The sequence below is a fragment of the Anoxybacillus dikiliensis genome (assembly GCF_050613275.1).
Classification (GTDB): Bacteria; Bacillota; Bacilli; order Bacillales; family Anoxybacillaceae; genus Anoxybacillus.
The window spans coordinates 2,470,583-2,496,767 of sequence record NZ_CP187112.1; the positions used below are offsets into that span (position 1 = coordinate 2,470,583).

Consider the following 26,185-nt stretch of genomic DNA (forward strand, 5'->3'; position numbering starts at 1 on the left):
CTATCCCTCATCTCTTACGAATAACAGCCCGAGTTCGTGATGTTCCCCTTCAAATAAAGCGGTTTGTGCAAAACGAACTTCTCCACTCTCGTTTAATACTTCTAGCTTACAAAATGCTCGATTATGTTGCAATGCTGAGTAAAATTCATCTTCCGTCACGACAGGTATACCGTTTACCTTGACAATCACTTCTCCGACCGAAAGCGCCATTTTATGTGCTGGCGTGTTCGGCAACACGCCTAAAATGACAAGCCCATTCGCCCGTTTTGTAAAATACGGAGGCCGCTTTTGTTCATACAATTTCGCTGATAAAGCAATCCATTCTCTCCATAAAATAGCGACAACTGCAACAACGATCGCGAGCGGCTCCCACCAGTAACTAGCAATCGCCAATAAACTGACGGCACACGCTAACAAACCGATGCGCTTGGCCGTCCATTTCGCCAAATGGACAGACAGCCCCGTTTGCACACGTTGTGAAAAACCAAGCAAAAACGGAACGAGCACGAACGAATACGTATCGCCACCAGAAATGATTGGCCACCACGCCGCAAACGATTGCACGCCATCCCCTGATACTGGGATGAACAGCGGGACAAGCCAAAGCCGCTGAACGAACTGCTCCCCGATCACAAGCCCTCGCTTACTCGTCACAAGACGAGGAGAACTTAGCTCTGCTCCTTCCCGATCAACAAGCCACATTTCTATAAACAAAAGCAACCCGATTAGAAGCGCTACAGCAGTAACGTTCGTTTCTGTGATCTGTGGGAAAAAACGCGCAAAAAACGGCTGTCCCCACTCTGTTTGCGCAAAAAAACTAACGGTAAACATGACGATGCTTCCGACATACGCAGCCGACAACAACCGAAGCTGCATAAACAAACTGCATACGATCGTCACCATTGTCCAAAAGACGAGCGTATCGTTTGGGAGAACAACCCCAGCCCCAACAGTCACAAGCGAGAAAATGAGCGCAAGCCAGCTTCGCGAGCGAATAAGGGCACGCCACTCACGGGATGTTCGGTACACGCGCGTATGAAAATCTCGGCGTTCTCGTTGCACACGGCGCCAGCCGATAAACCAAGCAAATATGACCGCATAATATAACAACGGTTGTAGCCAAAACGTTCCGAGCGCTTTCAGCCATGCCAATCCCCATTCCATTTCCATCATCTCCATTTTTTCCGATCGTCTATTTTGTATTGTAACAAATTTCAAACGTTTATGGTTGACGAAAATTCACTTTCTTTGCCGAATGAACACTAGTTTTGTCAGCAGGCAAGGAATTTCGCAAAAAGTGTCTAACTGTTTATTCATATATGATTGGAAGGAGCGTGGAACGATGGAGTTAAAAACGAGCGCAGTAGCAAAGCGTCTTGGGGTATCGACAAAAACGGTGCAACGCTGGGTGAAAAAATATAACATTCCGTGCACAAAAAATGAAGCAGGACATTACGTATTTACAAACGAAGCAATCGAACAATTAGAAAAATATAAATTTCTCGGCGTGGATGAAGAAGAAAAAGAACATGTGGAATGGGAAGAAGTAGAACAACGTCTCAATGAACTTGAACGAAAAATAGAACAAAAAGCAGATGACGTCGTCTCTTTTCAATTGCTGCAACATCGACGTGAAATGGAAGAAATTATCCAATATATTCAACAGCTCGAACAACGCATTGCTGAACTTGAACGGCAAAAACAAACCGAGCCAGTCATCGAACAACCAACAAAACAAAAACGACGCGGCATCATCAGCTTCTTTTTATAAAAACTCCCCCTTGCCTATAAAGGCAAGAGGGAGTTTTTATTTTCCGATTAGTTGCAATGCTTTTTTCAATTGTTCGTCGTATCGTTCATCGCGAACCGCTTCCATCACTTTTGTTTGCAATACATTAGCCGTTTGCTTATCAATTTTTCCTGTCGCTTGTAAGCCGTTTGCTTTTTGGAACGATTGAACGGCCTGTTCCGTTTGTTTGCTAAAGTAGCCGTCTTCGCGTCCTGGGTCAAAGCCGAGACCTTTTAACATTTGTTGAGCGCTTTTCACTTGTTCGTTATTCATGTCATATGCCAAAGGCTTGTCGATTTGAAGCGGGTGAGCATAGAAAAAGTCAGGCTGCTTCACTTTAACATCGGGTTCAATTCCTTTTTCATGAATCCAGTTTCCATTTGGCGTCAGCCACTTGTATAACGTTAATTTAATATGGCTTCCGTCATTCATTGGCAACGCTTGTTGAACTGTTCCTTTTCCAAACGTCTTTTCACCAACGAGCATATAACCGCCTGCTTCTTTTAATGCCGCCGCTAAAATTTCCGATGCTGATGCGCTTCCGTTATCAATCAACACGACAATAGGGTATTGTTTTTTCTTCGTCATATTTGAGAAAAACTGTTGTTTATCGCCGTCGCGCTCTTCAATTTGTACATACGGCTTATCTTTTGTCACAAGCTCTTTCAAAATATCTTCCACACTTTGTAAGTAACCGCCCGGATTGCCGCGTACATCAATGATCAGCCCTGAGATGCCTTTTTTCTCAAATTCCGCTAACTTCGTTTTAAAATCTTCTGCTGTTTTTTCCGCAAACGATGTAATTTCAATATAGCCGATTTGTTTGCCATTTACTTCTTTCATTGATGCATATACTGTTTCAATCGGAATTTCATCGCGCACAACTTCAATGGTTAACACGCCGTTCACTCCGGGACGGATAATTTCTAAGCGAGCGACCGTCCCTTTTTTCCCGCGGATTTTCAATACCGCTTCATATAAGTCAAGCCCTTCTAAACTTTCGCCATTCACTTTAATAATTTGATCGTTCGGACGAAGCCCGGCTTTTTCTGCAGGCGATCCTTTAAACGGAGCAACGATCGTCACTTTGCCGTCAACCATGCTTACTTCCGCTCCGATTCCTTCAAAAGAAGAATCGAGCGACTCGTTAAATCGTTCTGCTGTTTCTTTATCCATATAAACGGAATACGGATCTTTTAACGTCGCGATCATTCCTTGAATTGCCCCGTCGATGAGCTGTTTGTCATCGACATCATGAACGTATTTTTGTTTAATCATGCTGTATGCTTGTTCAATTTTTTGAAGCTCTTCATTCGCCGGCTTCTCCGTTGTCGTCGGGATATTGATCGTCATCGTTGACGTATCGGAAGAAAGCGACTGCATGCCGACATACGTCACCCCTGAACCGAACAACATTGATAAAGCCATAAGTGCTGCGATTGTTTTTTTGTTCATTGTTTGCCTCCTCACCCTTCGATACATGAAAGGCATCACACCTTGTGCGATGCCCACTTGTTTTCATTATATGAGTAGCTTGTACCGTTCATAACTATTTGAAGATGTATTTATTTTACACCGAACGGACAACTTTCTCAACCAATACGTAAAAGCACAGCTTATCCGCTGTGCTTATCGTTAAAACGGGATATATTTCAATGGGTCGACTGCGTTAGACTTTGATGCATTCCAAGGTCCGCGATGCAATTCAAAATGTAAGTGTGCTCCGAACGAACGACCTGTATTGCCCATATAGCCGATCATTTGTCCTTTGCTTACGTTTTGTCCTTCACCAACAAGGCGGGATTCGAGGTGGGCATATACTGTCGTGTACACTTGTCCATCAATATAATGCATGATAAAAATGACGTTTCCATAACTCGGAGAATAGTATGAGCGGTAAACATAACCATCGGCTGCTGCAACGATAGGTACACTAGCCCCTCGTTTTCCAATGTCGATTCCGTAGTGAAATTCACCCCACCGCGGTCCAAATGTTGATGTAATTGGACCGTTTGCCGGGCGCATAAACGCACCGTCTGACACAGGAGGCAAACTGCCACCGCCCTCTGACGACGATCCGCGGCTTGATAATGCTCGTTTCCGCGCTTCTTCCTGTTCTTTTTGGCGACGAATCATTTCTTGTAACTGACTTTTCATTGCTGCTTCTTGTTTTTCAAGCAACTCTTTTTCTTCTTCTAAAGCGAGTTGCTTTTCTTCTTCATGCTTTTGCTGCTCTTTCAATTGCACCATAAGTTTTTCTTTTGCCGCAATTTGCTCGTTTAACGTTTGTTTTAACTTTTGCAGCTCGTTCAGCTGCTTTTGCAGGCGAACTAAGTTGTTGTTTAGCTCCTCCTCTTTTGCTTCTTTTAACGCTTTATCCGCTTCTTGCTCTTTAATGATTTGACGATCCGCTTCAAAAATGGTCGCAACGGCACTTATTCGGTCGATAAAATCGCTGAAGCTTTTCGCTCCAAGCAACACGTCTAAATAACTTACAACTCCTCCGCTCTCTTGGAGCGAACGCGCCCGCTCTTTCAACAACTCATTGCGTTGCTCAATGCGAGCTGTTACTTCCTCGATTTCTTTGCGAAGGGCGATAATTTGCTGTTTCGTTTCTTCGATATTTTGTTGTTTCGCACGAATGTTAGCACTCGTCTCTTCGACAGCTAAATCGAGCTTTTTTATTTCCGCATCGATTTTTTTCTGTTCTGCTTTTAACCGTTCAATTTCTTGTTGCGACTGTTCAATCTTATTTTCAATCGTTGACTGCTTTTGTTGTACGTTTTTTATTTCTTCTTTTTTCTGTTGAATATCACGTTTCGTCACCGCATATGCAGGCGCAGCTACGCTTGAAACAAACAGCATCACAGCTGCAACAATCGTTCCCCATCTTTTTTGCACCGTAAACCCCTCTCTCTTTCTATACTTTCAAAAATCGTCTCACTGACATCAAGCTTCCCCACATGCCGATGCATGCCCCTAATAAAACGAGCACTGCCGCCAATTGCCATGCAAACGGATAAAAAGGAAGAAGTTGAAAAAACGTATCTTTCAACTTTGGATACAACAAGTCAAATACGTACGAGTAGGCAGAAAGAACGATAGCGATCGGAATGATTGAACCGAAAATGCCAAGCCATAGCCCTTCAAGGAAAAACGGCCAGCGAATAAATCCGTTAGTCGCCCCTACTAATCTCATAATCTCAATTTCACGACGACGGGCAAAAATCGTAATTTTAATCGTATTTGAGATGAGAAACATCGCTGTAAATAACAACCCGATAATAAGCGCTAATCCGACATTGCGAATCGTTTTCGTCGCGGCAAATAGTTTTTCAATTTGCCCTTTTCCGTATTTGACTTTACCGACAGAAGGCAAAGCTTCAATTTGTTTTGCGATTTTTTCCGTATCAAGCGGATTTTTTGCTTTCACAATAAATACATCGCTTAACGGATTATCTTGCTCAAACAAACGAAACGACTGCCCATCTTCCCCAAAACTGTCAATTAATTTTTGAAGTTCTTCATCTTTTGATGAGTACGTCACTTTTTCTACACCAGAAAGAGCTTCCAGTTTCGCCCGCAGCACACCTTTGTCCGCATCTGTCGCACTTAAATCGACATGCACACGAATTTCAACATCGCGTTCAATTTGTTTCGTTATATGTTGAATGTTGAGCATAATGACGAGAAACACACCAACAAGCAAAAGCGTCACCGTGACAGCACTAATGGACGCAAACGTCATCCAACCGTTTCGTCCGAGACTTTTTAAACTTTCACGAAAATGACGGCGAAGGGTGTTAAGTTTCATAGCCATATTCCCCCTTCACTTCATCGCGCGCAATTTTCCCGCGTTCAATCGCAATGACGCGCTTGCGAATCGTATTGACAATTTCACGGTTATGCGTTGCCATCACAATCGTTGTTCCGCGGTCATTGATGCGCTCAAAAATATCCATAATTTCCCATGATGTATCCGGGTCTAAATTTCCTGTCGGTTCGTCCGCAATGACAATCGACGGATTGTTAACGATCGAACGGGCAATTGACACGCGCTGCTGTTCTCCGCCCGATAATTCATCTGGATAAAAGCGCGCTTTATGTTTTAACCGAACTAAGTCAAGCACTTCCATGACGCGCTTGCGAATGTTTTTTGGCGATTCTTCAATGACTTCCAAAGCAAACGCAACGTTTTCATATACGGTTAACTTTGGAAGAAGTTTAAAGTCTTGAAAGACGATTCCGATGTTTCGGCGAAGCAACGGCACTTTGCTGTCTTTTATATTCGCTAAGTTCACACCGTTAATCATAATTTTTCCGCTTGTCGGTTTTTCTTCGCGATACATCATTTTAATAAACGTCGATTTCCCAGCGCCGCTCGGACCGACGACATATACAAATTCTCCTTGCTTAATCCTAACGGAAATGCCGTTTAATGCGATCACTCCGTTCGGATATGTTTTATATACATCTTGCATTTCAATCATAAGCAACCACCTAAGTATTCGATGTTTTTCTACATATTCCTGCAAAATTCTTACCTCGTTCATTATATCATCATTTCCGACAAAAAGGGGGCGAATTTTATTTACAGTTATATTTCAAGACTGTTACAAATGAAAAGAGGATGCTCCCATTGGCATCCTCTTACTTTTTCGCTGCTAACCATTCCGCTACTTTATCGACATCGTCGCCTTGGAGTAGACCACCTGGCATACCGCCGCGACCGTTTGCGATAATATCTTTAATTTCATCTTGCGAATATTTTCCGCCTACTTTATCAAGTGCAGGTCCGACGCCGCCTTCTAAATTTTGTCCGTGACAGCTTGCACATGATTTTTTGTAAACGGCTTCTGCGGCTGAAGCTGTGTCCCCGCCACCGTTGGCTGGTTTTTCGCTCGCGCTATCCCCTCCGCCACAGGCAGCTAACACGATCGCTGTACCAGCAAATAAGCTAAGTAGCTTTTTCTTCATACGAAATCCCCCTTGTCAACATTTTCATACACTTCTATTATATCGCATCGTTTTTACGTTAGGCACGTTTAAATCCTTCGCCAAGCACTTCCGCTGCATCCATAACGACGACAAATGCAGACGGATCAATGGTTTTCACTAATTGTTTCAATTTTGTGAACTCGCTTTGTGCCACAACGCACATAAGCATCGTGCGCTCTTTTTCTGTATATCCACCGTATGCACGTAGTTTTGTCACACCGCGGTCAATTTTATGCAAAATCGCTTCCCGCACTTGTTCTTCTTTTGTTGTAATAATCATTGCCATTTTTGAATTGCCAAAACCAACTTGGACAAAGTCAATCGTTTTACTCGTTACAAATAACGCAATTAATGCATATAGCGCCCGTTCTAAATCGAACACAAACGCTGCGGTTAAAACGATTAAACCATCAATTAAAATAACGCACGTCCCTAACGATAAACCTGTATATTTATGAATAATTTGAGCAGCTAAATCTGTTCCTCCCGTCGATGCGCGACCTCGAAAAACGATGCCTAGTCCTATGCCGACGCCAATGCCACCAAATAGCGCCCCAAGCAATGGATCGTGCGTTGCCGGTGCCACGTCATGTGTCAAATAAACGACAAACGGTAAAAAGGCGGTACCGACTAACGTTTTTACACCAAACTGCTTTCCGAGCAATAGCACACCTGCGATAAATAGCGGAATGTTAAGCGCCCATTGTACGTACGCTGGCTGCCAGCCGAGCGTCGCATGTAAAATCGTACTGATGCCGCTTACCCCACCAGATGCGACACGATTCGGGAGTAAAAATAAATTGAACGCAACGGCCACAACGGCCGAGCCGATAAGAATGTATACGTATTCGAGCACTTTTTCAACGAATGGATTTGTTATGTTGCTTCTTTTTCGCATGCTTCTCACCTTCCCTCGTGAGTATAGCATGCCCGATATAGGAAGTAAATGACATCGAATTAACGCAATAATGATTTAATATAGTGAAGTTAATATACGTCTCCTCGATTTCCAATCGCCTCGATGTAAATTATTTGTTCGTGGTGATCAATGCGGAAAAGAATGCGGTATGTGCCAACACGTAGACGGTACAAACCTTGTTGTCCCCTCATTTTTTAATGTCTCCTTGAGGAGAACTGTAAAGCAATCCTTTTAACACAATATAGCTATCCGTTCTTGTACTTCTTTCTCTTGCTTAGCAAGAAATTTTACTGCTTCCTTACGGTAAATCAACTTGTAAGCCAAATTCACGTTTTGCATCACCACCAGTCACATATCCTTCATCTCCTTGTAACTGGCGTTTTTCTTCTTCTGTTAACAACGCTTCTTCTTCCATTTCATCCCACCATTTATGATCTTTTTTTGCTCTTTGCAGTAAATGCAATAAAAATTCGTAGACTGATTTTTGATCGGATTCGCTTAACTGTTCAATCATCTCATGAAGCACTTTTTTGTCTACTGCCATGTTATTCCCTCCTTTCGTTATGCCCAGATTATCACGCTCTTTTTTTAGGCGTCAATAATATACAACAAAAGGTGCCCATGTCGGACACCTTATCCTTGTTTTAATTTGGAGCGTAAATACGCGTCGATAAACACATCAATTTCTCCGTCCATCACCGCTTGAACATTCCCGACTTCCGTATTTGTTCGATGATCTTTCACGAGCGAGTATGGATGGAAGACGTATGAGCGAATTTGGCTTCCCCAGCCAATTTCTTTTTGTTCGCCGCGAATTTCTGCGAGCTCCGCTTGTTGTTCTTCTAATTTCTTTTGATACAATTTCGCCTTTAACATATTCATCGCTTTTTCACGGTTTTTAATTTGTGAACGCTCTGATTGGCATGTGACGACAATGCCCGTTGGAATGTGTGTAATGCGTACAGCTGAGTCTGTCGTATTGACGTGCTGACCGCCGGCACCGCTTGAACGATACGTATCGACTTTTATTTCATCTGGGCGCACGTCGATTTCAATGTTGTCATCGAATTCAGGGACAACTTCGCATGAAACGAACGACGTATGACGGCGGCCGGAAGCATCGAACGGTGAAATGCGCACGAGGCGATGGACGCCTTTTTCTGCTTTTAAATATCCGTATGCATTATGCCCTTTAATTAACAATGTGACGCTTTTAATACCTGCTTCCTCACCGGGCAAATAATCGAGCGTTTCCACTTTATATCCTTTTTTCTCCGCCCAGCGCGTATACATGCGCAGCAACATCGATGCCCAGTCTTGTGACTCTGTTCCACCTGCACCAGGATGAAGTTCTAAAATGGCGTTATTTTTATCGTACGGTTCGTTTAACAACAATTGCAGTTCAAATTCGCTAAAGTCTTTCGATAATTTTTTCGCCTCAGCCACGAGCTCTTTTTGCAATTCTTCATCTGGCTCTTCTTTCACAAGCTCGTACGTCACTTCTAAATTTTCGAACCGCTCTTCAAGCGAGCGAAATTCACCGACTAAATCTTTCAACGCATTCGCTTCACTAATGACCGATTGGGCTGCTTTTTGATCGTCCCAAAAATCAGGAGCGGCCATTTGTGCTTCTAGCTGTTCAATGCGCGCTTCTTTCGTTTCGAGGTCAAAGAGACCCCCTAATATCCGCTAATCGCTTAGCCATTTTCTCAAGCTCTTGCTTAATTTCTACTAAATCGATCATGTCATTCACCTCAACCATTATTGTATTCAAACGTCATCACGAACGCAACATAACGAAAGCGAGGGAAAAGTCCCTCACTTATCGTCCACAACAATGTTTATATTTTTTTCCGCTTCCGCACGGGCACGGATCATTCCGACCAACTTCCACCGTTTTTTTCACCGGCTTGCGCTTCACTTCTTCTCCTTCTTTCGGGTGGACCGCCTCACCTTTCGCCACTTCTTGACGCTCAAGGTTGTTTTCAATTTCTGCTTTCATCATGTAACGTGCGACTTCCTCCTCGATGGAAGCGATCATCGCTTCAAACATCGCATATCCTTCCATTTGATATTCACGCAACGGATCAATTTGACCGTACGCACGCAAATGAATACCTTGGCGCAGCTGTTCCATCGCATCGATATGCTCCATCCATTTCATATCAACGGCACGCAAGACGATGACGCGCTCAAACTCGCGCATTTGCTCAGCTGGAATGCGGCTTTCTTTTTCGTCATAACGTGCGCGCACTTTATTCCAAATGAATTCAATCATTTCTTCTGGTTCTTTGCCACGCAAGTCGTTAATCGTCACATCCCCTTCATAAAGAAGGTTCGCTTGCACATAATCAACAATCGCTTGCACATTCCATTCCTCTGGCATTTCATCTTCTGGCGTGTGCATGCGCACGACGCGCTCGATGACCGATTGGATCATTTTTTCAACAATGTCGCGCAAGTTTTCTGAGTCAAGCACTTGGAAACGTTGGCGATAAATAATTTCGCGTTGTTCGCGCAATACATCGTCGTACTGCAATAGTTGTTTACGTGCATCGAAGTTATTTCCTTCGACACGTTTTTGTGCCGACTCAACCGCCTTTGAAACGATTTTACTTTGAATTGGCTGTGAATCGTCCATCCCTAAGCGATCCATCATCGCCATCATATTTTCTGAACCGAAGCGACGCATCAGTTCATCTTCAAGCGACAAGTAAAATTGCGATACCCCCGGATCTCCTTGACGACCAGAACGACCGCGCAGCTGATTATCGATGCGGCGACTTTCGTGACGCTCCGTCCCGATGACGGCTAAACCGCCAAGTTCGCGCACGCCTTCGCCAAGTTTAATGTCCGTTCCGCGCCCTGCCATGTTCGTCGCAATCGTTACCGCACCTTTTTGACCTGCTTGCGCAATAATTTCTGCCTCTTTCGCATGGTTTTTCGCGTTTAAAACGTTATGACGAATGCCGCGCTTCGTTAACATGCTTGACAACAACTCAGACGTCTCAATGGATACCGTACCAACGAGGACAGGTTGCCCTTTCGCATGGCGTTCTGCGATATCCTCAACAACTGCGCGAAACTTTCCTTCCATCGTACGATAAATTAAATCTGGACGGTCATCGCGAATGACTGGTTTATTTGTCGGGATGACGACAACTTGCATATTGTAAATGTTACGAAACTCTTCTTCTTCTGTTTTCGCTGTTCCCGTCATCCCCGCTAGCTTTTCATACATGCGGAAATAGTTTTGGAACGTGATCGTCGCCAGCGTCATCGATTCATTTTGAATCTCAAGCCCTTCTTTCGCTTCGATCGCTTGATGAAGCCCATCGCTATATCGGCGTCCGCGCATTAAACGACCTGTGAACGGATCGACGATAACGATTTTTCCGTCTTCAACGACATAATCAACGTCGCGCTGCATGACAACGTGGGCGCGCAACGCTTGGTTAATATGATGGTTTAACGTCACATGTTTTAAATCAAATAAGTTATCGATTCCAAACGCGCGCTCTGCTTTGTTCATTCCTTCTTCCGTGAGCTGCACGCTTTTCGTTTTTTCATCGTACGTATAATCGACATCTCGTCTTAACGTGCGCACAAATGCGTTCGCCTGAATGTACAATTTTGTAGACTTTTGCGCTGTACCTGAAATAATGAGCGGTGTACGCGCTTCATCAATTAAAATCGAGTCGACTTCGTCAATAATCGCATAATGAAGCGGACGTTGTACCATATGTTCTTTATACAACACCATGTTATCGCGCAAATAATCGAAACCAAATTCGTTATTCGTTCCGTACGTAATATCGGCGTTGTAAGCCGCTTGTTTTTCTTCGCGCGACATATTGCTTAAATTGAGACCGACCGATAAGCCTAAAAATTGATACAATCTGCCCATTTCGTGTGCGTCGCGGCTTGCTAAGTATTCGTTTACTGTCACGACGTGGACGCCTTTTCCTGTTAATGCATTTAAATAGACAGGCATCGTTGCGGTTAACGTTTTTCCTTCCCCTGTTTTCATTTCAGCAATATTGCCTTCATGAAGGGCGATGCCCCCCATCAATTGCACTTTATACGGATACATGCCGAGCACGCGTTTTGCAGCTTCACGAACGACCGCAAACGCTTCGACAAGCAAATCATCAAGCGTTTCTCCTTTTTCAAGACGAGCTTTAAATTGCTCTGTTTTTTGACGCAATTCGTCATCAGAAAGCTGCGCCATTTGTGGACCGAGCGCATCAATTTCATTCGCGATTTTTTCTAATCGCGCAATTTGCCGTTTATTCGGATCAAACACTTTTTTTAACATTCCAAGCATATGAAAACGCTCCTTAATTATAGAATCACTAATCTACATGATATCATTTACAGGAAAAGGTGACAACTCATACGAAGGATGAAGTGGGAGATGGGGAAAAAGAAAAAGCCAGCATCTTCGCTGGATTACACTTGCGACTGTAGTTGTTCAATGGAGGCTTCCACTCTAAGCAAACGTTTATTTAATGCATAAATTTCAAATCCTTTTTCATCGATCTTTTTATAAATGTTTTGCAGTAATGTGTGCACGTCATTCGCCAGTTGAACTTCGAGACGATGCACCGTTTCTTTGACTTCGTCTAATTGTGTTTCAACGCGTGCAAGGCGCTTCTTGACATCACACATTTCTTCCTCGAGGCGGCTAATCCGCTCATTTGTTTCTTCCATTTTTTGTTCAAGCGCCACTAATCGAGCCTCCATGTTTTCAAAACGCTGATCGATTTGAGCGAATCTTTCATCAATTTGTGCAAACCGCTCATCAATTTGTGCAAACCGCTCATCAATTTGTGCAAACCGCTCATCAATTTGTGCAAACCGCTCATCAATTTGTGCAAACCGCTCATCAATTTGTGCAAACCGCTCACGCACTTCTTGTTGAAAAGACAAGAAGTTTTTTTCGATATTTGTCAATTTCGCTAAAATTTCGCGTAAAATCGCTTCCACCCTTTTTCACCTCCTTTCACATTATACCACCCCCTGTCTCGATTCGACAGAGGGTGGGAAGATTAGTTCGCTTCAATTAAGCCGTATTTGCCATCTTTTCGTTTGTAAACGACGTTTGTGCGGTTTGTTTCCGCATTAATAAAGACGTAAAAGTTATGACCAAGCATATTCATTTGTAAAATCGCTTCTTCGCTATCCATCGGTTTTAAGCTAAAACGCTTCGTACGTACAACTTCAAATTCTTCTTCCTCATGCTCTTCTGTTGCGACAGGAGCAGTTGCTGTAAGCGTCACACCGTTTGCTTCTTTTTCACGCATTTTTCGATTCACTTTCGTTTTATGTTTACGAATTTGGCGTTCGAGTTTATCGACGACCAAATCGATTGCCGCATACATATCGTCGTGGCGCTCTTCCGCACGCAATACAATTTGTGGCATTGGGATCGTGACTTCAATTTTCGATTGTTTATCGTTATATACTTTCAAGTTAACGTGAACAGTAACTCCTTCCGTTGATTCAAAATAACGTTCCAATTTCCCAATTTTTTTCTCGACATATTCTCGAATCGCTTGTGTAACCTCGATGTTTTCTCCGCGAATGTTGTATTTCATACGCTGTTCCTCCTTTTATGAAAGGTTGATTACTTATTTCTACAATTCCCTACAAAACTCCTCCTCAATCGTCACATTTTTTGTGAAAAAATGATGAACAAAACGATGGATAATTATGCTATAATTTATAGATGATGAAAAAGCGTTCGTATTTTTCTGCTGAGGTGTGATCGCATGCGCAAAGTGCATATATTTGAAGCAAAAAGTGGCGATGTGCTCGCCGTCGATATTTACGGACCGAACGGTGCAGTTTTGCTTGCTAAAGGAGTGAAACTGACCGACTCATACATTCGCGGATTGCGCGAAAACGGCATTCGTCATATTTATATTCACGACATTTTTACATTTGACATTGAAGAAAAGCCAACGATTAGCCCGGTTGTACGACAACAAGCCGTAAAAAAAGTGTACGAAACGATGACGGAACTCATCGAAGAACAAAAAGCTGTTCAACGCGTATCTTCGCTAGATCTCGGGCAAGAATATCAAAAAATATTTAAAGAAATTTTAGACTACTTATTAAGCAGAGAAAACTTGCTCATTAACTTATCCGACCTTGTTATTTCAAAGGGATATTTTTTTCATCACTCGGTCAACGTCGCAACGATCGCAGGTGTCATCGGATTAGCGAAAGGTTATTCCTCGCAACAATTGCTCGATTTAGGTGTTGGGGCGCTTTTATTTGATATCGGCATGACGCAAATTCCGAGTGCACTTTGGGCGAAAAAAGGGCCTCTTAGCCCTGAGGAACGCCGAATTATATCACATCATACGGAATTTGGATTTGAACTATTGAAAAAGCAAAATAATATTTCACCATCTTCCGCTTACTGTGCCTTGCAACATCATGAACGTTTTGACGGAAGCGGTTACCCCCACAAAGCCGCTGGCAAATACATTCACGAATTCGCGCGCATTATTGCGATCGCAGACGTGTTTGATGCACTCACTTCACCACGCGATCATCGCCAACAACATTCGCCACACGAAGCGGCCGAATATTTATGCGCAGCTGGCAACACGTTGTTTGATTATGAACTCATTAAAACGTTTTTGAAATATGTTGCTATTTATCCGCTTGGCACAAACATCGTATTAAATACAGGATATCGCGGTGTCGTCTCGAAAATTTTCCCTGAATATCCACTTCGCCCTGTCGTTCGCATTTTACAAAATCCGAACGGAGAGACGCTCAAATCACCGTTTGAAATCGACTTGCGAAAGGAAGTAAACGTTACAATTACAGAAGCGTTTTAAACGATAGAAGGTGCGATTCACTCGCACCTTCTATTATTGTTCAATATACGGACGAAGATGTTGCATCATGCTTACTTTCCACGCCTCAAACGCTGGGGCTAAATGTTGTTCAACGACTTGTTGCTTTCCATTCGTGTCTTGCAACTTTCCATCTAACTTCCACGCTTCCTCGATAACAGAAGAAAATCGTTTCAGCTCTTGCAGCACCGCTTCCTCCCCAACAAAAAATTGCGCGAGCGACCGCTCATTTACCGCATCAATTTGATCGAACGCTTCTAAAATGTCGGCAAGCACGACGTCCCCTTGCTTCCGCTCATAATCCACAAAACTTTCCTTAACGTACTGAAATCCTTCCTCAATCGTGTCTAATAACGTCGCATATTGACGAACGACTGTTAATTGTTCTGGAGTTAATTGTAACATGTTCATACCTACCTTCGTTTATCATAAAACATGCCGTCTATCGCTAGTGAATCGTATAACTCATCATAACGCTCAGCGGCAATTTTCGTTTGTTTCGTTTGTTTTAAATCTTGTTGAATTTGTTGTTTCAGCTGGCGAAGAAGTTCATTTGCCTCTCGATCAAGCGAAAGCAACTCTTTCCCCATTTGTTTTTGTTCATCTGTTAGCATATGCGGAAGATGCTTGAGCAACTGTTCCCGCTTTTCAAGCAGTTGTTCGATTTGTTCAATGACAGCTTCACGCTTCTCTCTTTCGATCGGCTCACGAAGCAACGTCACGATCGCCGCCGTCGCCTCAAAAAGTTCCGCAACGACGTTCATTACACGTGACCGCCTTGCGCATATTGACGTTGACGATTCAGCTGAATGACTTGTTTCCACGTATCGCGAAATTCTTTCACGTACCCTTCTACTTCCTCTAAAATCGTCACATCGCTTTTAATGTTTGCTTCTACAAGTCGACGATACATATAGTCGTACATCGTCATCATCGACTTCGCCACTTCATATTCCATATTGAGCGTCACCATCAGCTCTTGAATAATTTTTTGCGCTTTCAACAAGTTCGTATTGCGCGCTTCAATGTTTTTTTCTTCAATTGCTTTTTTCGCTTGTGCAATAAATTTTAAACATCCGTTATAAAGCATGAGCGTTAACTCTCCCGGCGACGCTGTTTGCACCGCGTTCGTTTGATAAGACTGATATGGGTTCATCGTTCAACCTCCTAAATTATTGTCCCCCGCCGCCAAAAGCGTTCATCAAATACATACTTTGCGAATTTGCCCGCTGCACCGCCTTTTCCATCGCAGAAAACTGCTTCCAATAACGGTTCTCTACTCGTTTTAACCGATCTTCCGCCGCACTAATGCGCGTATCAAGATCAAGGATACTTTTTCCAATGATATATTGATTCGCAACTTTGAACGTATTTCCTGCTTTATCCTCAATGCTTTTGATCGTCTTTTTTATTTCATCGCGCAGTTGACGGACGATTCCTTTGTTCGCCCCTTCACCACTGTTACTAAAGAGTCGATACACCGCTTCTGGATTTTCTTCAATTTTTTGTTTTAACTTGGCTTCGTCAATAATGAGCTTTCCGCCATCTAAATAGTTTGGTGTTGTGGTAATGCCAATTTGCGCAAGCTGTTGAAACCCTTCTGTCGCTGCTTCAACTTTTCGATACAACGCTTGGCGCATGCTAGAGAGGGCGTTTGATAAAATCGAGTCGCCGCGCAAAATGCCGCTTCTCGCTTTCTCCTCCCACTTCTCCGCCTGCTTTTCCGTCAACTTCTCACGCTGCTCATCTGTAAGCGGCTGATAATCGCGATAACGCGTTTCTTTTAGCTTTTTATTGATTTCATCAATCGTTTCATTATACTTATCGACAAACGATTTAATTGAGTTAAAAATTGCATCCGTATTTGTTGTTGAGGATATCGTTACCGTCCCTGCATGCGTATTTTTTAACGTATACGTCATACCGTTAATTGTAAACGTGTTCGACGTGCGCTCTGTTTCAAGACCGTTAATTGTAAATCGGGCGTTTTGTCCGTCAACTTTCCCTGTCAGTTCCAGACTGTTTAGGGCAGCTGTAAAACCAAATGCTTGAAACAATTCTTGTCCCTCAATAACTTGTATAGAAGCGCCAGCCCCTGTTTGTTTTTTGTTAATAACCACTTTTTTTGTGACGTCGTCAAAAAATGCGTTTACACCCAGATCTGTATGTTGATTCATTTTATTGATAACTGACTGAATTGTATCATTGTTTGGATCCACACTTATTTCAACATTTTTTGTATCGCCGCTAGGATCTGTTACAGCCAATTTAACTGTTAACGAACTTGTCAAGGTAACAGGGGTAACTCCCCCCACCAGAAAGGTAACATCTTTCAATTTCGCATTCGGATCAAACGCCCCTACAGTTTGGATGGCACTTTCAGACGTCCATCTTGCCGCTGTTGCAAGTTGTGTAATATTGCTAATTTCTACTGTTTGGTTTGCAGCGGACGGAGTGGCAGTTGCCGTCACGACGTTCTCATTCGAACTCGTCACTTTTTTCTGCAAAAACGTGCTTTGGCGCATCACACCGTCGAAAATATGTTTATCTAATGCGTCTAATAAACGGTTCATATCGCGATATGCGTCGCGCTGCCATTCAAGCAATTGCTTTTTTTGTTTTAATTTATCAATTGGCGCACGCTCGACTTTCATTAAATCGCCGACAATTTGATCGATATCCATTCCGCTTGCCAATCCACCAATTCGCATCATGCTCATAACTGACCACCTCCTAAATTTTTCGGTCGACGATCAAACCGACAAACTTCATCATCGCCGCGTACATATCCAACAATTTTTTCGGCGGAATTTCCCGCACAACTTCCTTCGTTCGATCATCGATTAGTTGAATATAATACTCTTTTAAATCTTCATGCACATTAAACTTTAACGACGTATGGCTCGGCTGTAAAAATTCGTTCATCCCTTTGACGATTTCTTCAAGTTTTTGTTTTGAGATGCGTTCTTCATCTTGCTTGGCTGTCGCTTGCTGCACGGTCGCTTGCTCTTGCTTTGGCTGCTCTGTTGGACGCTCTGTTATTTTTTCATACATATATGTGGAAGAATGAGAAGAAGAAATTCGTTCGATCATCACCGTTCGCTCCTTTGCATATACGTTCCTACCGTTTATATCGGATGAAGGAAGGAAAATTTGAAGGGGGAAAAAGAAAAACACTTCATCTATGTGGTGGGGTTACCGGGTTTCGTTTTTGTTCTTCGTACTTTAGCAGACAAGGGAAAACAATATACGATCTCGTTCATATGCAATAACGTTGTTACGACAAGGGAACTTATATTTGCGAGACGAGAGACAAAAAACAATCATATACACAGTCCTCTTTCATAAAAAACAAACACTGATTCCCAAAAATACGTTATAATAAGTAAAAACAAGAATGTATGTTCTTATTAGGAGGGAAACCTACATGGAAGATTTCTTTCGATTAAATCCTATTCAGCAAAATATTTTAATTGCTAGCATTATAGGCGACGGGGAAATTACAAAGATTTATTCAAACAGTCGACGAAAAAATCATAGTTACCGTGAACATTTTGGAATAGCCCAAAAAGAATATCGACGGTGGAAAGTATCATTTTTTGATAAATTATTGTACATCACACCAAAGAGTCAATGTATTCGTTCCGCTTCTTTGCCATTGTTCACTGCATTATATGCCCACTTTTATGATGCCAACGGAGGAAAACATGTTCCTGTACGTTTGTTGCCGTATTGTACACTGCCCCACTTTCTTGCTGTTTTATACATGGACGATGGTGCTCTTTGTATCTCTTCAAGAATAAATGTTCGAAAAAAACATATTTACTTAACACCACACATTTATCTCTACTTACAATGCTATACAGCAACAGAACTCCAGCAATTACAACAACACATCTTCCGTACTTTTCGTATAAAATTTCACTTCAGCAACCGAAAAGATGGACAAGGAGTCATTTTAAAAACGACATCTGTAAAGGAAACATTCACATTTTTAGACGTTATTTCTCCTATTACGCTCGATTGTCCATCCATGTATTACAAAACAAATTGGAACGAACGCTTGCACATGGAAGAGGAAAAATGGAAAAGGGAACACCCTGACTTCAAAATTTTAGTAAGTAGCGCTGACCGTTGGAAAAAGTACACTGACGAGGAGATACAACTAATAAACGAGATGAAAAAGAATGGAGCAACTATTCAAGAAATTGCAGACACGTTGCAACGAAGTTACTGGTCTGTCATATACAAATGGAGAGAACGAAACAAGAGACCTTAGGAATCCTAAGGCCTCTTGTTGTTTTATTAGCGGAGTAATTGCAATACTCCTTGTGGTTGTTGGTTGGCTTGCCATGCCGCAACGTCTTTCGATCGTTGTGTAGACTATCTCTTCACCTTTCTAGCCGTTCAGCTAGCGAAGGGCTGGGCACTTCGGGAAATTCCCTACGGACTTCATCACCATAGCACTCGCCTTAGGTGGTATGTCCTAGTCGTTGAACCTTCTCCAGAGTTTCCTCACAGGAGCTTGGCTGCTGATTACCCATTGTAGCATCTTTCCTTTTTTCACGCCGTCACGCTTGCCGTTTCCAGCTTCGTTGTGGCAAGGAAAGCTTTAGGGCTTCCCAGCAATTCACCCAGTTATCCTCTTAGCCGTTTCCAGCTAAGACGCCCTTCCAATCAAATTACCGAAGTAACTGCAAAACTCCTTGTGGCATTTGATTGGATTGAGCCAACATTGCTTGTGCTGCTTGAGAGAGGATGTTGTTCTTCGTGAACTCCATCATTTCTTTCGCCATCGTGCGAACATTTGCTTTCGCAAATGACTAGACTATATCTTCACCCTCAGCTTTACCTGTTAGGGGCCGGGCACTTCGGATTCACGATGTCTCTCACCATCGCTTCACCTACGGGTTTCATCGCCATAGCGCTCGCCTTAGGCGGTATACCCTAGTCGTTGAACCTTCTCCAGACTTTCGTCACAGGAGCTTGGCTGCTGGTTGCCCAATCCCTTGACTTTTCACGCCGTCACGCTTGCCGTTTCCAGCTTCGTTGTGGCGCCAAAGGCTCTAAGGGGTTTCCAGCAATTCACCCGGTTATCCTCACTAGCCGTTTCCAGCTAGGACGACTGTGCTTGTCACCGCTTATGCGGCTAAAGCATAATCTACGTCGCGAATACGAGATTCCGCAGCTGTTAAGTTTTCTGCAGATGTGTTTAAGTTATTAATAGAATACTCTAGACGATTTTGGTATGCACCTAGTTTCGAACGCTCTGCAGAAACTGTTTTTATTGCATCGTTAATAGTTGTGATAGCTGCTGTAGCAGTTGCAGAGTCGCTACTAATATCAATCGCATCAGCCGATTCATCGTCTCCTGTTGCAACTTGGAGACCTGTTCCGGCAGTCATATCAGAAATTGTTAAGGTAATAGTTTGATTCTCATTTGCTCCCACCTGGAATGCAAAAGAACCATCTCCGTTAGGTCCACCTGTGCCAGTTAAAAGTTTCTGTGTGTTAAACTCTGTATTATTTGCAATACGATTTAAATCTTTAGCTAATTGGTTTGCCTCGTCTTGAATAGCTTGACGATCTTCATCTGTGTTTGTATCGTTTGCCGCTTGCACCGCTAATTCACGCATACGTTGAAGAATGGCATGCGTCTCATTTAACGCACCTTCAGCTGTTTGAATTAACGAAATACCGTCTTGCGCATTTCGTGACGCTTGCTCTAATCCGCGAATTTGACCGCGCATTTTTTCAGAGATAGAAAGCCCTGCAGCATCATCACCTGCTCGGTTAATACGAAGACCAGACGATAATTTTTCCATAGATTTTGCTGCATTTGCACTTCCAGTTGTCAATTGACGATACGTATTTAACGCCGCGATGTTGTGGTTAATTCTCATTTTATATTCCTCCTTGAATTTGTTTTCCCACGTCCATGTGGTTTTTAGTTAGCAAGAATGAAGTCGGCCGCCCTTCTTTCTTGCTCTCATGTTTATTATCGGCTCGTTTTTTCAAAGTTTAATAGGGTGATGAAAAAAAATTTTATACTTTAATGTCAAGAAATTGTGAGAACGGTGATGGCTGCTGGATTTCTTTGACGATGCGCGCTGGGTCGTCTTTATGTTTATTAATGATTTCATTTAATGCTTGTTCGGCGATCGCTTTGTTGTCTTGAACGATGCGCGCGATGACGCCAGGAACGTGAACGCCGCCGATGCTAACGCTCATTTTCTTCCCCTCCTTTCTTTAGTTGATCGGATAGTTGTTGAAGCGAAGTCATGGAGGCGAGTGATGCTGCGTTGTTTTCTTGTTGAATAGCGAGATATATTTCTTTTCGATGCACGTCGATATGCTTCGGCGCGCGAATGCCAAGCTTCACTTGATCGCCATCGATGGCGAGAACAACGACTTCGATATCGTCACCAATGTGGATCGCTTCTTTTAATTTGCGCGTTAATACAAGCATCGTTCCCGCCCCCTTATTTCGCCTCAACCGTTTCTGGAAATATCCGATGTTTCGTTTTGTATCGCGTATTTGTTAAAATGACTTGCTTGCCGATTCGTTCGCGAACGTTAATGACGACAGGTGCTTGTAAGTTTGCCGTCGTGTTTGTAAACGGTTCGGCAACCGTTAAAATGACGTAGAGCGCCACGTCGTTTTCTGCTTGAATGTTTAATTGTTCACACGTTGCATCATCGAGTTCGACTTCGTATGTTGGAAAGTACGAAAACGGCTCGATCATGACAAACGCTACGTCTTTGTTTTTAATGGATTGCAAAACGGTAAATGGCGAATCGTGAATCGGCAGCAAGGCGAACTGCTTTTCATGTTCAAATCCCGGTAGCCCGTGTTCGAATGACACGATCGCCATGTCAGACAGCTCGATCGTTCCGTGGTATTTCGTTTCGATGTTCATGTTCATCCCTCATTTATACGCTCACATCGATGCGCAACTCGTTATGGCGCGCTAAATCGATATGCACGACGTTCGGTTTATAGTCGATTTGTACAGGGCGCGGTTCGATATGAATGCGCACCCTTGACGTTTGCCAATTCATCTCGATGCGCCCTTGTTCAAAGCCGATTTTTACGCTAAACGGACGTGGAATTAGCCCAACGTTATAGTCGAAAGACGGGCGCTCGCTGTTCGCTTGTGCTTGCATCGCGAGCACGTCGCCGCCTTGTTCAATGCGCATTAATTCATCGCCTTGCATCGCTGTCGTTTCTAAATACGATAACCAAGTCGCATACCCTTCTTGCGCCGCTTCTTCTATGCGGCGAAAAATATGTTTTAAATCCACATCCGCACGCGCTTCCGTCTGGTCGATCGTTAGGCGCGGAGGCGTCGTTTTCATTTCCAATTGCGGTTGCGGCTGCTCGATCGACAGCTCTGCTTGTTGTTGGCGCATATGCATATACCCGCGTTCAATGGTGATCGATAGTTGCGGAAATGTTGCTTGCATCGTTAGCTGCGGGATTCTCATCGTTCATCATCCCCTTAACGCAAGAAGTCGACGAGCGTTGGCTGAATGATGCGCGCCCCGACAGAAAGCGCTGCCCGATGCACACTTTCTTGCGACTTTAATTCCGTAATAATTTTTTCAATATCAGCATCTTCGTTATCCGAAATCATTCGTTTGGCGATCAGCTGTTGTTCGGCAAGACGTTGCTCCACGAGCTCTAGACGGTTCACGCGCGCCCCGTGCTCCGCCCGTTCGGCAAGTACGTCGTTGAAATGATTATCCAAATCAGATAATAAGTTATCTAAAGTTTTTCCTGATGTCGATGTACCGTTTAACACATTTTCAATATCCTGCAACGTATCGAACAATCCTTGTTTAAATACATTGTTAGGCGTGACATTAATTTTTAATTTTACCCCTTTCGCCACTTCGACCATAAAATCATCGTTGTTGTTGTTGACAGCCGGAGGCGGGCCGTCTGTGACCGGCGCTTGTTCGATGTTTGTTCCATTAAAAATATACTTTCCTGCCACTTTCGTGTTCGCCACTTGCACTAAGTCTTTTTTCAACTGTTCGATTTCACGGGCAATCGCTTGACGATCTTCAGAACCGAGCGTGCCGTTTTTCGCTTGGACAATGAGTTCGCGAGCGCGCTGCAAAACATTTGTCGTATGACCTAACGCTGATTCCGAGTTTTCCATCCACGTGTACGCCTCAGAAAGATTGCGTTGAAATTGCTCAATTTCCGTTAAGCTCGTACGATAGTGCATCCCTTTCATGGCCACGACAGGATCTTCAGATGGGCGATGAATTTTTTTCCCTGTCGCGAGCTGTTGCTGATACGTGCCAAGCTTATCGTAGCTTTTGCTTACGTTACGAAGCGTATTATTCGCAAGCATCATTTGTGTTACACGCATTTACCGTTCACCTACCTTCCGACAAGACCCATGTTATTAATGATTTTGTCTAGCATTTGGTCAATCATTGTAATCATACGTGCAGAGGCGTTATACGCATGCTGGAATTTCATCATGTTCATCATTTCTTCATCAAGCGATACGGAGCTGACCGCCATGCGCCGTTCATCGACCGATTGACGAAGCGTCTCACTATTTTGCGACAACCGTTTCGCCTCTTGGGCATTCACCGCCATTTGCCCGATTAAGCTTTCATAAAAGTTTTGAATTGTTGTCGTATTGCCAGCGATATTCATCATGCCGTTTTTTACTTCCGCTAACGCTTGAGCGTTACTTCCGTCGCCGATTTGTCCCGGTGTCGATGGTGATGTTGATTTTGATGCAGCAATACGATCCAAAGAGTTCATAATGTCGGGATGAACGTTAAGCGTTCCTGCCACATCCGACGGATTATACGTAAAGAAATCGTTACTTGCGAGTTTTGTACTCGATTTAATCTCAGTAATACTCCAACCTGTTGAATGAATGTTGTTAAATTCATCCGCAAACGCTTTTGCCATGGCGTTTAAGTTGTTCAACATTTCTGGGTATAGTCCTATACCACCGACATATCCGTAAGAATGAAGTAATGCTCCTACTTTTCCATTCTCTTTAAAGTTCAGAAAATTCAAGGGGTCATTTCCTAATTTCATTTCACTTACATATTTCTCCCCTGTTGCTTCATATTCTACTTTTATTTCATTAAATACACCTGTATTTCCATCCACTAGTTTTCCAAAAGGTGTACCGTTGCGATCCGTTAACTCTACCGTAAAACGTCCTTCGGCAATTTTTAATGCACTGCCGCCACTTGGCACAGGAGTCACCTTAACGTTCACATATTGCGACAACTCATCTAACAGCCGATTTCGTTCATCATATAAATCGTTCGGCAAATAGCCGTGCACTTCGACTTCACCAATTTGTTTGTTTAAGTCATTTAACTGACGCGCCAATGAATTTACAGCTTTCACTGTTACGTCAAGCTCATTTTTAATATCATCACGAATCGATTTGAGTGAGCTCGATAAATAATGAAACGTCTCCGCGACAGCGATGCCGCGCTGACGAACGACGGAGCGTGCCCCTGAATTCGAGGGGTTTACCGCTAAGTCTTGGAGCGCTTGCCAAAAGCGATCGAGCGTTTTTGCCAATCCTTCGTCTGACGGCTCGTTCATAATTTCTTCCATTTTGTACAATGCTTCGGCACGCGTATTCCAATAGCCGTATTTCATATTTTCTCCACGATATTGCACATCTAAAAACTCTTCGCGCATTCGCTGTACCGTTCCGCCTTCCACTCCTGTTCCCATTTGTCCAGGGATGACCGGACGGTTTTTCGACGCAAATGGATATGGCGGCGTTTGTTCAAAATTGACGCGTTGGCGCGAATATCCCGGCGTATTCGCATTAGCGATGTTATGCCCCGTTACGTAAAGCGCTTGTTGTTGGGCGGTCATCCCGCGCCGTACCGTTTCTAAACCGTGAAATGTCGAAAGCACAAAAAAACCCCCTTACGTTTTTGCTTCGAATGATGACCGCGTCGGCAGTTCATCTGTTCGTTTTGGATCGTACGTGATGTCATGTTCGTTTGGCATGATGACATCTAATGTAAAATGAATAAACTGAAGCGACTGCTGCAACAGCTGCATATTTAGTTCGTTTTGTTGTTTTAGCTGTGCGATAGTTTCACTTAAATCGCCTGCTAGCTGAAGCAACGTTGCGCGTTCCGTCTCTTCCAGCTGCTTCGCATAACAACGAACCGTCCGCTCTTCTTCGCGTAAATGGGCAAGCAGGCGCATTCGTTCGCTCTCGAGCTGACGAATGGCCATCACGTATGTTTGCTCTTTATTCATCATGTCTTGCAATGCACCGATGTCGCTTTTTTTAATCGCTTCCGTTTTTTGCTTAGCGAGCTGAAGTAAACCGCGGTGAAGTTTCAGCAACTTTTCCATTAAAACGATCATATTCATTCGCCCCGTCATCGTTTATAATAGCGCAAGACGCTTTCAGCTACAGCGCGCGCATCTAACTTATACGTGCCCGACTCAATCTCTGCTTTTAACCGCTCCACTTTTTCTAACCGTTCCGAAGAAAATTTCGCCGCTTCTTGCAGCTCTTTCGCCGCGCTTGAAATTTCGACTTGATCTGTCTTTTTCGTCGTTTTTGTTGTCTTTTCAACGCGCGACGTCCGTTCATACGGATTGACGCTCATCGGCTGAATACGATGAATTTTCATGTTTTCCACCTCGCTTTTTCCGTTCTTTTTCGTCTACGTTTATTATCGGCTAATCGGGAAGAATATTTAGCTATTCTTTTTTTCGATCCGTAAAATATGTTGTTTGCCGTTTCGCCTGCTTTTGCCGCTCTTCTTCTTGTTGCAATTTCGTCATCTCTTTTTGAATGCCGCCAATACATGCCGAACATAAACGACCTTCGCGAATCGTTGCCCCGCACTTTTCGCATGGGTAGCCAAGATTTGGGAAGTGAACGAGTTGAAGACGCCCTTTTTTAATCCATTTAATAATGAGCGCTTCTTCTACACCTGTCGCTTCAACAACTTGTGACATCGTTGCCGTTCGATTTTCGCGCTTGCGAATAAATGCATATACTTTTTCAAACAATTTTTCTTCCTCTTTATAGCACGCCTCACATACGTCACGAAATTGCGTGCGCACAAACAAACTTCCGCATTTTGGGCAGTTATCTAACATTATCCTCCCACCTTACGTATATATGTTAATAATAAGCCCTTGAATTTCACCGACTAATCCAAGCAAATCGAGCCCTTTTTTCTCTTTTTCCAACACCGCGTTCGTCAGTTCGACTAACTTTTGATCGACTTCTTTTACGAGCTTATAAATTTTCGTCCGCCCCCCGCGGCTAAATCCACGTTGCTCTTCAAGTTGCAAACTATTTTTTACCGCATCGTCTAAAAATTGCTTCACAAGCTTTTTATATTTTTTTAAATCTTCTACCATTTGCGACTCAGCTAACTTTTTCCCTTGCGCTTCAATTTGTTGCGCCATCGCTTGAAACCGTTCAAACAACACATCGCTTTTTTTCTTCTGCATCACTTCCGTAAACGACACCGACTCCATCGGCGCATCGTCTTTTTTCTCGATGCGATTTAACGACGCCCGTGACACTTTTTGCACTTCCATACTTGTTCACACCTTTT

The 26,185-nt window shown here is 43.3% G+C and carries 31 protein-coding genes and 2 pseudogenes; 3 read left to right on the forward strand and 30 right to left on the reverse strand.

All coding sequences use genetic code 11. The features are described 5' to 3' along the window. Entirely contained in the window at positions 1–1,164 is a 1,164-nt protein-coding gene (locus ACPF7I_RS13050; RefSeq protein WP_430745842.1) for a PDZ domain-containing protein, read from the reverse strand. A gap of 178 nt (positions 1,165–1,342) precedes the next feature. Here ACPF7I_RS13050 and ACPF7I_RS13055 point away from each other — a divergent pair, with 178 nt between their 5' ends. Further along, entirely contained in the window at positions 1,343–1,771 is a 429-nt protein-coding gene (locus ACPF7I_RS13055) for a MerR family transcriptional regulator (protein WP_430745840.1), read from the forward strand. A 36-nt stretch (positions 1,772–1,807) separates the two neighbouring features. Here the strand turns inward: ACPF7I_RS13055 and ACPF7I_RS13060 are convergent, their stop codons facing one another. The 12 genes and pseudogenes from ACPF7I_RS13060 to hpf all read right to left on the reverse strand — a co-directional run bounded on the left by ACPF7I_RS13060 (position 1,808) and on the right by hpf (position 13,306). Further along, on the reverse strand, positions 1,808–3,244 hold the full coding sequence (locus tag ACPF7I_RS13060; protein WP_430745839.1) for a S41 family peptidase: 1,437 nt from the start codon (positions 3,242–3,244) through the stop codon (positions 1,808–1,810). 180 nt (positions 3,245–3,424) lie between these two features. Further along, positions 3,425–4,690, reverse strand: coding sequence for a murein hydrolase activator EnvC family protein (locus ACPF7I_RS13065; protein ID WP_430745838.1), 1,266 nt, complete (start codon positions 4,688–4,690; stop codon positions 3,425–3,427). Positions 4,691–4,709: 19 nt separating this feature from the next. Continuing rightward, a complete protein-coding gene (ftsX, locus tag ACPF7I_RS13070) occupies positions 4,710–5,603 on the reverse strand; it encodes a permease-like cell division protein FtsX (RefSeq protein ID WP_430745837.1) in 894 nt (297 codons plus the stop codon). Next, the gene (ftsE, locus tag ACPF7I_RS13075; protein ID WP_021093726.1) at positions 5,593–6,279 is read right to left on the reverse strand and encodes a cell division ATP-binding protein FtsE; all 687 of its coding nucleotides are present in this window, start codon (positions 6,277–6,279) and stop codon (positions 5,593–5,595) included. Before ftsE ends, ftsX begins: the two co-directional genes overlap by 11 nt. 160 nt (positions 6,280–6,439) lie before the next feature. Further along, entirely contained in the window at positions 6,440–6,766 is a 327-nt protein-coding gene (gene cccB / locus ACPF7I_RS13080; RefSeq protein WP_043964806.1) for a cytochrome c551, read from the reverse strand. A 58-nt stretch (positions 6,767–6,824) separates the two neighbouring features. Continuing rightward, a complete protein-coding gene (locus ACPF7I_RS13085) occupies positions 6,825–7,685 on the reverse strand; it encodes a YitT family protein (RefSeq protein WP_430745835.1) in 861 nt (286 codons plus the stop codon). 89 nt (positions 7,686–7,774) lie between these two features. Then, positions 7,775–8,036 (reverse strand): annotated as a pseudogene (locus ACPF7I_RS13090) (type II toxin-antitoxin system RelE family toxin). Beyond that, positions 8,005–8,250 (reverse strand): hypothetical protein, encoded by a 246-nt coding sequence (locus ACPF7I_RS13095; RefSeq protein WP_430745834.1) that lies wholly within the window; start codon positions 8,248–8,250, stop codon positions 8,005–8,007. The pseudogene ACPF7I_RS13090 and the gene ACPF7I_RS13095 overlap by 32 nt, the downstream one beginning before the upstream one ends. Before the next feature lie 89 nt (positions 8,251–8,339). Continuing rightward, a protein-coding gene (gene prfB, locus ACPF7I_RS13100; RefSeq protein ID WP_129000922.1) for a peptide chain release factor 2 occupies positions 8,340–9,447 on the reverse strand; the annotation gives its coding sequence in 2 pieces (ribosomal slippage) (positions 8,340–9,374 and positions 9,376–9,447; 1,107 coding nt in all). An 81-nt stretch (positions 9,448–9,528) separates the two neighbouring features. Next, complete coding sequence (gene secA / locus ACPF7I_RS13105) at positions 9,529–12,033, reverse strand: preprotein translocase subunit SecA (protein ID WP_430745832.1); 2,505 nt, start codon at positions 12,031–12,033, stop codon at positions 9,529–9,531. 125 nt (positions 12,034–12,158) lie between these two features. After that, positions 12,159–12,695, reverse strand: a complete 537-nt coding sequence (locus ACPF7I_RS13110) for a hypothetical protein (RefSeq protein WP_430745830.1) — start codon at positions 12,693–12,695, stop codon at positions 12,159–12,161. A 62-nt stretch (positions 12,696–12,757) separates the two neighbouring features. Continuing rightward, complete coding sequence (gene hpf, locus ACPF7I_RS13115; protein ID WP_430745828.1) at positions 12,758–13,306, reverse strand: ribosome hibernation-promoting factor, HPF/YfiA family; 549 nt, start codon at positions 13,304–13,306, stop codon at positions 12,758–12,760. 174 nt (positions 13,307–13,480) lie between these two features. Between hpf and ACPF7I_RS13120 the strand changes: the two genes are divergently transcribed. Continuing rightward, a complete protein-coding gene (locus ACPF7I_RS13120) occupies positions 13,481–14,563 on the forward strand; it encodes an HD-GYP domain-containing protein (protein WP_430745827.1) in 1,083 nt (360 codons plus the stop codon). A 33-nt stretch (positions 14,564–14,596) separates the two neighbouring features. On the opposite strand, the gene ACPF7I_RS13125 is transcribed toward ACPF7I_RS13120, so the two are convergent. The 5 genes from ACPF7I_RS13125 to flaG are packed head-to-tail and all read right to left on the reverse strand — an operon-like array spanning position 14,597 to position 17,674. Further along, the gene (locus ACPF7I_RS13125; RefSeq protein ID WP_430745826.1) at positions 14,597–14,986 is read right to left on the reverse strand and encodes a hypothetical protein; all 390 of its coding nucleotides are present in this window, start codon (positions 14,984–14,986) and stop codon (positions 14,597–14,599) included. Positions 14,987–14,994: 8 nt separating this feature from the next. Beyond that, a complete protein-coding gene (locus ACPF7I_RS13130) occupies positions 14,995–15,345 on the reverse strand; it encodes a flagellar protein FliT (RefSeq protein ID WP_430745824.1) in 351 nt (116 codons plus the stop codon). Continuing rightward, positions 15,345–15,737, reverse strand: a complete 393-nt coding sequence (gene fliS, locus ACPF7I_RS13135) for a flagellar export chaperone FliS (protein WP_128999711.1) — start codon at positions 15,735–15,737, stop codon at positions 15,345–15,347. Before fliS ends, ACPF7I_RS13130 begins: the two co-directional genes overlap by 1 nt. Positions 15,738–15,753: 16 nt before the next feature. Continuing rightward, on the reverse strand, positions 15,754–17,301 hold the full coding sequence (locus ACPF7I_RS13140; RefSeq protein WP_430745823.1) for a flagellar hook-associated protein 2: 1,548 nt from the start codon (positions 17,299–17,301) through the stop codon (positions 15,754–15,756). 13 nt (positions 17,302–17,314) lie between these two features. After that, a complete protein-coding gene (flaG, locus tag ACPF7I_RS13145) occupies positions 17,315–17,674 on the reverse strand; it encodes a flagellar protein FlaG (protein WP_430746032.1) in 360 nt (119 codons plus the stop codon). Between the two features lie 334 nt (positions 17,675–18,008). Between flaG and ACPF7I_RS13150 the strand changes: the two genes are divergently transcribed. Next, positions 18,009–18,860, forward strand: a complete 852-nt coding sequence (locus ACPF7I_RS13150; RefSeq protein ID WP_430745822.1) for a DNA endonuclease — start codon at positions 18,009–18,011, stop codon at positions 18,858–18,860. Between the two features lie 403 nt (positions 18,861–19,263). On the opposite strand, the pseudogene ACPF7I_RS13155 reads toward ACPF7I_RS13150, so the two are convergent. From ACPF7I_RS13155 to ACPF7I_RS13210, 12 genes and pseudogenes are all read right to left on the reverse strand, one after another. Beyond that, positions 19,264–19,377: pseudogene (locus tag ACPF7I_RS13155) on the reverse strand (flagellin); the annotation flags it as partial. 345 nt (positions 19,378–19,722) lie between these two features. Further along, complete coding sequence (locus tag ACPF7I_RS13160; RefSeq protein WP_430745820.1) at positions 19,723–20,484, reverse strand: flagellin; 762 nt, start codon at positions 20,482–20,484, stop codon at positions 19,723–19,725. Between the two features lie 142 nt (positions 20,485–20,626). Beyond that, positions 20,627–20,812 (reverse strand): hypothetical protein, encoded by a 186-nt coding sequence (locus ACPF7I_RS13165; protein ID WP_192948639.1) that lies wholly within the window; start codon positions 20,810–20,812, stop codon positions 20,627–20,629. Further along, positions 20,802–21,050: a carbon storage regulator CsrA gene (gene csrA, locus ACPF7I_RS13170; protein ID WP_219986429.1), complete on the reverse strand. Its 249-nt coding sequence runs from the start codon at positions 21,048–21,050 to the stop codon at positions 20,802–20,804. The genes ACPF7I_RS13165 and csrA overlap by 11 nt, the downstream gene beginning before the upstream one ends. Before the next feature lie 13 nt (positions 21,051–21,063). Further along, the gene (gene fliW, locus ACPF7I_RS13175; RefSeq protein ID WP_430745819.1) at positions 21,064–21,501 is read right to left on the reverse strand and encodes a flagellar assembly protein FliW; all 438 of its coding nucleotides are present in this window, start codon (positions 21,499–21,501) and stop codon (positions 21,064–21,066) included. Positions 21,502–21,514: 13 nt separating this feature from the next. Further along, positions 21,515–22,069 (reverse strand): DUF6470 family protein, encoded by a 555-nt coding sequence (locus ACPF7I_RS13180; RefSeq protein ID WP_430745817.1) that lies wholly within the window; start codon positions 22,067–22,069, stop codon positions 21,515–21,517. Positions 22,070–22,083: 14 nt separating this feature from the next. Continuing rightward, positions 22,084–22,965, reverse strand: coding sequence for a flagellar hook-associated protein FlgL (gene flgL / locus ACPF7I_RS13185; RefSeq protein WP_430745816.1), 882 nt, complete (start codon positions 22,963–22,965; stop codon positions 22,084–22,086). Between the two features lie 11 nt (positions 22,966–22,976). Then, positions 22,977–24,506, reverse strand: a complete 1,530-nt coding sequence (gene flgK / locus ACPF7I_RS13190; protein ID WP_430745814.1) for a flagellar hook-associated protein FlgK — start codon at positions 24,504–24,506, stop codon at positions 22,977–22,979. A gap of 12 nt (positions 24,507–24,518) precedes the next feature. Then, entirely contained in the window at positions 24,519–24,971 is a 453-nt protein-coding gene (locus ACPF7I_RS13195; RefSeq protein ID WP_431019032.1) for a flagellar protein FlgN, read from the reverse strand. 14 nt (positions 24,972–24,985) lie between these two features. Continuing rightward, the gene (gene flgM / locus ACPF7I_RS13200) at positions 24,986–25,243 is read right to left on the reverse strand and encodes a flagellar biosynthesis anti-sigma factor FlgM (RefSeq protein ID WP_430745810.1); all 258 of its coding nucleotides are present in this window, start codon (positions 25,241–25,243) and stop codon (positions 24,986–24,988) included. Between the two features lie 70 nt (positions 25,244–25,313). Beyond that, positions 25,314–25,718, reverse strand: coding sequence for a TIGR03826 family flagellar region protein (locus tag ACPF7I_RS13205; protein ID WP_430745809.1), 405 nt, complete (start codon positions 25,716–25,718; stop codon positions 25,314–25,316). Between the two features lie 12 nt (positions 25,719–25,730). After that, the gene (locus ACPF7I_RS13210; RefSeq protein ID WP_430745808.1) at positions 25,731–26,168 is read right to left on the reverse strand and encodes a YaaR family protein; all 438 of its coding nucleotides are present in this window, start codon (positions 26,166–26,168) and stop codon (positions 25,731–25,733) included. Positions 26,169–26,185 lie beyond the last annotated feature (17 nt).

Coding starts and splice junctions, on each gene's coding strand:
- ftsX (WP_430745837.1), bottom strand. CDS start 5,603: ATGAAACTTAACACCCTTCGCCGTCATTTTCGTGAAAGTTTAAAAAGT.
- hpf (WP_430745828.1), bottom strand. CDS start 13,306: ATGAAATACAACATTCGCGGAGAAAACATCGAGGTTACACAAGCGATT.
- ACPF7I_RS13050 (WP_430745842.1), bottom strand. CDS start 1,164: ATGGAATGGGGATTGGCATGGCTGAAAGCGCTCGGAACGTTTTGGCTA.
- flgM (WP_430745810.1), bottom strand. CDS start 25,243: ATGAAAATTCATCGTATTCAGCCGATGAGCGTCAATCCGTATGAACGG.
- secA (WP_430745832.1), bottom strand. CDS start 12,033: ATGCTTGGAATGTTAAAAAAAGTGTTTGATCCGAATAAACGGCAAATT.
- ACPF7I_RS13140 (WP_430745823.1), bottom strand. CDS start 17,301: ATGAGCATGATGCGAATTGGTGGATTGGCAAGCGGAATGGATATCGAT.
- ACPF7I_RS13125 (WP_430745826.1), bottom strand. CDS start 14,986: ATGTTACAATTAACTCCAGAACAATTAACAGTCGTTCGTCAATATGCG.
- ACPF7I_RS13150 (WP_430745822.1), top strand. CDS start 18,009: ATGGAAGATTTCTTTCGATTAAATCCTATTCAGCAAAATATTTTAATT.
- ACPF7I_RS13210 (WP_430745808.1), bottom strand. CDS start 26,168: ATGGAAGTGCAAAAAGTGTCACGGGCGTCGTTAAATCGCATCGAGAAA.
- fliS (WP_128999711.1), bottom strand. CDS start 15,737: ATGAACCCATATCAGTCTTATCAAACGAACGCGGTGCAAACAGCGTCG.
- ACPF7I_RS13085 (WP_430745835.1), bottom strand. CDS start 7,685: ATGCGAAAAAGAAGCAACATAACAAATCCATTCGTTGAAAAAGTGCTC.
- ACPF7I_RS13180 (WP_430745817.1), bottom strand. CDS start 22,069: ATGAGAATCCCGCAGCTAACGATGCAAGCAACATTTCCGCAACTATCG.
- flaG (WP_430746032.1), bottom strand. CDS start 17,674: ATGATCGAACGAATTTCTTCTTCTCATTCTTCCACATATATGTATGAA.
- ACPF7I_RS13060 (WP_430745839.1), bottom strand. CDS start 3,244: ATGAACAAAAAAACAATCGCAGCACTTATGGCTTTATCAATGTTGTTC.
- ACPF7I_RS13130 (WP_430745824.1), bottom strand. CDS start 15,345: ATGAACGTCGTTGCGGAACTTTTTGAGGCGACGGCGGCGATCGTGACG.
- ACPF7I_RS13095 (WP_430745834.1), bottom strand. CDS start 8,250: ATGGCAGTAGACAAAAAAGTGCTTCATGAGATGATTGAACAGTTAAGC.
- ACPF7I_RS13120 (WP_430745827.1), top strand. CDS start 13,481: ATGCGCAAAGTGCATATATTTGAAGCAAAAAGTGGCGATGTGCTCGCC.
- flgL (WP_430745816.1), bottom strand. CDS start 22,965: ATGCGTGTAACACAAATGATGCTTGCGAATAATACGCTTCGTAACGTA.
- ACPF7I_RS13055 (WP_430745840.1), top strand. CDS start 1,343: ATGGAGTTAAAAACGAGCGCAGTAGCAAAGCGTCTTGGGGTATCGACA.
- csrA (WP_219986429.1), bottom strand. CDS start 21,050: ATGCTTGTATTAACGCGCAAATTAAAAGAAGCGATCCACATTGGTGAC.
- cccB (WP_043964806.1), bottom strand. CDS start 6,766: ATGAAGAAAAAGCTACTTAGCTTATTTGCTGGTACAGCGATCGTGTTA.
- ACPF7I_RS13165 (WP_192948639.1), bottom strand. CDS start 20,812: ATGAGCGTTAGCATCGGCGGCGTTCACGTTCCTGGCGTCATCGCGCGC.
- fliW (WP_430745819.1), bottom strand. CDS start 21,501: ATGAACATCGAAACGAAATACCACGGAACGATCGAGCTGTCTGACATG.
- ACPF7I_RS13205 (WP_430745809.1), bottom strand. CDS start 25,718: ATGTTAGATAACTGCCCAAAATGCGGAAGTTTGTTTGTGCGCACGCAA.
- ftsE (WP_021093726.1), bottom strand. CDS start 6,279: ATGATTGAAATGCAAGATGTATATAAAACATATCCGAACGGAGTGATC.
- ACPF7I_RS13160 (WP_430745820.1), bottom strand. CDS start 20,484: ATGAGAATTAACCACAACATCGCGGCGTTAAATACGTATCGTCAATTG.
- ACPF7I_RS13195 (WP_431019032.1), bottom strand. CDS start 24,971: ATGATCGTTTTAATGGAAAAGTTGCTGAAACTTCACCGCGGTTTACTT.